Source organism: Streptococcus sp. KR (assembly GCF_002238115.1).
In the GTDB taxonomy this organism is placed as follows: Bacteria; Bacillota; Bacilli; order Lactobacillales; family Streptococcaceae; genus Streptococcus.
On record NZ_NGVM01000039.1, the window covers coordinates 1 to 4914 of the forward strand.

The window sequence follows — 4914 nt, forward strand, 5'->3', positions numbered from 1 at the left end:
AATCAAGACGGAGTGGATTCAATTTTCAAAGAACAGGTAGCTTTATTATAGATAAGAGTAGTTGAAATTTTTATCACATTTTTGGGGTTGTTGGAATAATAAGGTAAGTGCTAATTTCTAGCTCCTCTCACAACACCGTACGTACCTTATATGTTTTATGAACAGTAGCTATCATTTACATTTTCAAACTACCATTCTATCAAACTAAAAGTCAAAATAGACGCTTCTACTTCGAGAGATACTCATTTAATGGTTCAGCAATTCGCTCTACTTCCGTTACAGAAATTTCATCACTATGATTTCTAATGATTTGTTATTAATTCACTTTGAGGGGCTTGCTCATGAAACCAAACAGTGTAAGTCGTAGAAGAAAAAAGCAGTTCAATTGAACTGCTTTTACGGATTCAGATAAAATAACTTTAAAATATAGAAGATATCTATTGACTGTAACTATAATTGATTTAAATTTATAACTTCATCTGCTTGATTCCAAATATCGGGATTATGGGTTGCAATAATGATTATACGCTCTTGATTCTTTAACATTAAGAGCAAGTCCATCACCTCTTGTGAGGTTTCTGGATCCAGTGCTGCAGTTAGTTCATCTGCCAAAATTAAAGGTGGATCTTTTAAAATAACTTTAGCTAATGCGACACGTTGCGCCTCTCCTCCAGATAATTCAAAAATCTTTTGATCCAGAGCAAGGTAAGCCAATCCTACTTTTTTGAGCACTTCTTCTTCTTGTTGCTTCTTCTCTTTTTTCGTTAATTTTTGCCCAATCAATCCCAAATCTAAATTTGTAGCGATAGTCTCATTTTCAAGTAGGCCAAAGTTTTGAAAGAGATAGCCTAATTCATGCTTAAAGAAGTGATGCTGTTTGATTTGTTTCAATTCTTGCCCTTGATAGCTGATACTTCCCTTTTCATAAGGCTCTAACTTTGCCAAGATATTAAGCAAGGTTGTTTTACCACACCCGCTATTTCCGATCAGAGCATAGACCTTACCTTCTGTAAATTGCAAGCTCAAATCTTGAAAGACCGTTCGTTGGCCAAATGATTTGGTTAAATGTTCTATGCTAATCATATTAGGCTCCTTTCAGTACAGTGGCTAACAAGTGGTCTTCTTTATGAGACCGGTACAGGAGAATAAACCAAGCATTAGTAATAAATAGCAAGAGAGTGACAAGAGCAATCCACCATTCTTGAGTGAGAAGGAATGTCAGGAAGCTTCCTAATAGTAAGAGGATACTTTCTGAGAGCAAAATCATTTGGTGAATCTTTACAAATCCCAGACCTGCAATCTTCTTCAAGAAGATTGGTCTTCTAAACTCTTCAAAATAGAGGAAATTCATGGTGTTAAAGAGTAGTATGGAAGTAGCTATTGCAAAGATTCCTCCTGCAATGGTAATGAGATTCTCTAATTGAATGGTTTGGATCATCTGCTGGTATACAGACGCCGCATAGTCATATTGACTAACATTTTTTTCAAGCCCATTCTCAACTACTAGTTTCTTGCTTTTTTCCAGACCATCAAAGTAAAGATAAGAATTAAGATGAGAGAAATAAGGATTATCGTAGCCACCAAAGCTTCTAGGTAGAACAACAACCAAAATCGGGTCTGTCAAGAATTGCTGATAGATCATCGGTGTATTATTATAGATAAATCGTTTTTGGTTGTTAGGAAGATAGGTCACCCGTGCTTTCATAGGCAACTGACTCTTTCCTTGTTCATCACTAGGAGTCAGATAATCTTCATAGCGTTTTTTCAACTCCTCTTCTTGCCCTTTCAACTTTTCAGGAAGCAAGAGTCCAAATTCTCCAGCTTGCAAGTGATTCAAGCGCTCTTTTTCCTCAGGGGAAACTAAGATCCTTTGGATATCAAGGTAATTTGGTGTTACATACAGGGTGTTGGCAAGAGGATCGTAATCTGTGATCGAAAGCTCTCTCCCTGTTCTAGGATCGTTCATGAAGCCTTTTGAATTAAATGCGGCAAGCTGATGATGGACCAAAAGTCCACCTTTTTCAATGCCAGACTCGATCAGTTTAGACCATTTAGCTCTTTGTTCATTTTGCATTTCTTTGTTTGTCTTTTGTAAAACCTCTTCCCGATTCACACTAATTTGTATCCAATTTGTCTCTTTAGACCAAGCCAAACTTCCCTCTTGATAAGTCTGCCAGATAGAGCCATAGATGCTGACACGATGAATTGAGAGACCAATGACAGTGATTGCAAGAAATTGACATGTAAAGAGAAAAAACAAGACTCTTTTTAATGGAATTTTCCCCTTTAAAAGGCTAACCAAGTGTACTGTCTGAATACTGAATGCAAAGAAAAAGGATAGGAAAGCAGATAAAATAAATAAAAGTGTATTGTAAATAATACTAGCTGAAATGATGAGAGAATAGGCAAAAGGGGTCAATTGTAAATAATAAATCAGAATAGCTCCTAAGACACTTCCACCAATACACCCTAAAAACAATTCTTTACCGTCTTCCATGAGAGAATGTCCAAAGAGCTGGTATCGTCTTATTCCAGAAATGTAACGAATCCCTGCACTTCTCATTTCAAGTGTTTTTTGAATAATGGTCAATGCAGCAAAGCTGATGATAAAAATAACCAAGGCTAGAGATTGGGAACCCGAACTAAAAAATACCATAAAATTTTGCAGGGGATTGGGCTTATTCATGAAACTTTTTGAAAAACCAAGATCGTGGAGTTTTTGATCCAATTTTTCAAGGGTTAAATTCCCAGATAGTATATAGTAATTGGTAAGCAAACTTTCCTTTGCAACGAATTCTTTCTCTTCTTTTTTGATGCCATTAGGAAGTGCTCCTTCTCCGTAGATATCATACGAAAACTTGACTTGCCCTTTAGAATCCGTTTTTTGAATCTGACGAGCAATCAAACTATTGTTTTCCTTTGCTAACTGATCTAAGCTAGATGAAAGCTCTTCATAAACAACTTCCCTTTCTTGTTGAAGAATCCCTATTACAGGTAGGCTTCGATGGATGACCGTATTAGGTGAAATAAAGGCAATCCAAAGCAGAAAGATTAGAATAAAAAGGTTCGAGAAATGTATAAATAAACGTTTCATAATTCTACTCTTTCTAGTTTATCCTAGAGAGATTTCTTCTCTCTAGGATAAACCTTAGCAATTAAAATCCATAATTAAAGTATGCAGTTTCACCAAAACTTGTATTTATGAACGATCTTGATGTGTAATGAGCAGAAGCATAACCTACATTAGCTCTGCTGTCACTTGCTCGAGTCACACTTGACCAATGCCATCGATAGTCGTGGAAATAATTTGAGAATGCTCCCCAATTGCCTGGATTATGATAACCTCCGTAACTCCAGTTACCACCAGATACCCAATCAGCAAATACAGGACACGCTAAGCTACAACTAATAATTACAGTTAAGACAGAAAGGATAATTTTACTCGTTTTCATGACTGTTCACCTTCCATAATTAGAATTAAAAGCTTTATTTAACAATAAAATTATGAATTGCTCAAAATATAGTTTCCGTTTTTTCTCCTTTCCAGAGCAACCCTTTTCGCCTGTATTATAACACTTACAACATATAATTTCAACTAATTATATAATAGATTTTTGAATATTTAATAATCAAAAAAATATAGCTGTTTATTCATAAGCTATCAACCAAATTCTAAAACTATTAAAGTTTTTGTATTAAAAAACATTAAGATAGCACCTCCGTATAAGATTGTAACTTATCAGTTACTTTAAATAGCTGGGCATAGACATTCAACCAAAACTCGTTCAACTTCATAAACTTTAATAAATCGACCAGGAAGGCGCTCTATTTCAATAATTCCTTCACTATAGTGAGAGCGTAAAATAATAGGACATATATCTGCTTCCTTAATGTTTTTGGTATTCGTACCATAAGGAAAACTCATCGTCATGTTAAAAGGGATAGTCAAAGATAAACTATGTAACCAAAGTGCTTTCTCCAAAGAAAAGATTCCCTTTGGAAATCGATACTGAAGGACAAACCACTCATCTAAATAAATATCAGGTAAGCGATATAACCCTTTTTCTTCAGCATCGATTTTTCCTTCTGCAAGCATTTTCAATAAGGTTTTGTAGTGTAAATTTTCATCTATTACTTGTTTAAAAGTTAAAAAACCATACTGATTGAAAGAGTTCATCAGTTTTTCTCTTTTATCAACCATTTCATTCTCCTTTCTTAGAAATAAAATGCTAACATCTTATATATCTGTTAGCATTTTATTTCTTTAAAATCAATTCATTTAGTTTTTTATTTCAAACTGAATCTATAAGTAAGCTAGACCACCTATTATAAAGAAGAAGTAAGCCATGGACTAATAGTTTCCACTCCAAATGAAGCCCTAGAAACATTTCTAGTAAAAACATACAAACAGCAAGATAAAATGCTTGTCAAAGAAACTCTGATATCTAATTTTCTGATTAACTTTCATAAAATTTCTCGATACAGAAATTCTTCGACAATACTCACATTTGTTAAGAAAAGAATAGTGATGTAATCATGATTTCAATTTTTAAATCATGATGGCCATTTCACCTTTCTTGCCTTAACTGGCTTAAATCTAATCTTATTAATGAGTCTAAGCTCTATTTCTCTACAATCTGTAACGGAGGTATCATTGATTTTAAGGCTTCTTGGAAAGTATTGATTACCTTGTTCACGTGATAGTTCTACTGTATAACTAATACCATTACTTAATTTAAAGACTACAAAATAAATATTATCTCTTCTAAATCGGCTACCAACTCTTCTATTCAAAATGCCATCAGTTGTATAGAATTTACACTCCATTACATGTAACATTTGATAAAGCAACAAGGTTCCAACTATTTTGAATTTATTTTCGTTGAACCAACCATTATCAGCTTTATTCAGGCT

General features: G+C 34.2%; 3 protein-coding genes and 2 pseudogenes. All 5 read right to left on the bottom strand.

What is annotated here, in order from left to right:
- Positions 1–450: 450 nt before the first annotated feature.
- The gene (locus CBI42_RS10365; protein WP_000623394.1) at positions 451–1083 is read right to left on the bottom strand and encodes a putative bacteriocin export ABC transporter; all 633 of its coding nucleotides are present in this window, start codon (positions 1081–1083) and stop codon (positions 451–453) included.
- A 1-nt stretch (position 1084) separates the two neighbouring features.
- A complete protein-coding gene (locus CBI42_RS10370) occupies positions 1085–3094 on the bottom strand; it encodes a DUF1430 domain-containing protein (RefSeq protein WP_049498273.1) in 2010 nt (669 codons plus the stop codon).
- A gap of 61 nt (positions 3095–3155) precedes the next feature.
- Positions 3156–3452, bottom strand: a complete 297-nt coding sequence (locus CBI42_RS10375) for a lactococcin 972 family bacteriocin (RefSeq protein WP_080981310.1) — start codon at positions 3450–3452, stop codon at positions 3156–3158.
- Between the two features lie 253 nt (positions 3453–3705).
- Positions 3706–4201, bottom strand: a pseudogene (locus tag CBI42_RS10380) (type IV toxin-antitoxin system AbiEi family antitoxin domain-containing protein).
- 353 nt (positions 4202–4554) lie between these two features.
- Positions 4555–4914: pseudogene (locus tag CBI42_RS10390) on the bottom strand (hypothetical protein); the annotation flags it as partial.